Annotated in this window: 1 protein-coding gene; it reads right to left on the bottom strand. The window is 63.8% G+C overall.

Features of this window, described 5'->3' with window-relative positions; all coding sequences use genetic code 11:
- Nucleotides 1-8: 8 nt before the first annotated feature.
- Nucleotides 9-224: DUF1989 domain-containing protein (locus ACOADB_RS13730; protein ID WP_378599506.1), on the bottom strand; the 216-nt coding region annotated here is incomplete at its 5' end.

A 224-nucleotide genomic window follows, 5' to 3' on the forward strand; every position in this document is an offset into this window, starting at 1 on the left:
CAGGCCCGTCATGCCTCCCACCACCCGAGCACCTGCACCGGTGTGGGGTTCCAGCCGTTGCAGGGGTTGTTGAGCTGGGGGCAGTTGCTGATCAGCACCAGGATGTCGCGGCTGGCGACGATCTCGACGTACTTCCCAGGAGCGGAGACACCGTCCTCGAAGCTCAGGTTCCCGGCCGAGTCGACGGGCACGTTCATGAAGAAGTTGATGTTGTGCCCGAGCTG

The organism is Nocardioides sp. CPCC 206348 (assembly GCF_048654705.1).
GTDB lineage: Bacteria > Actinomycetota > Actinomycetes > Propionibacteriales > Nocardioidaceae > Nocardioides.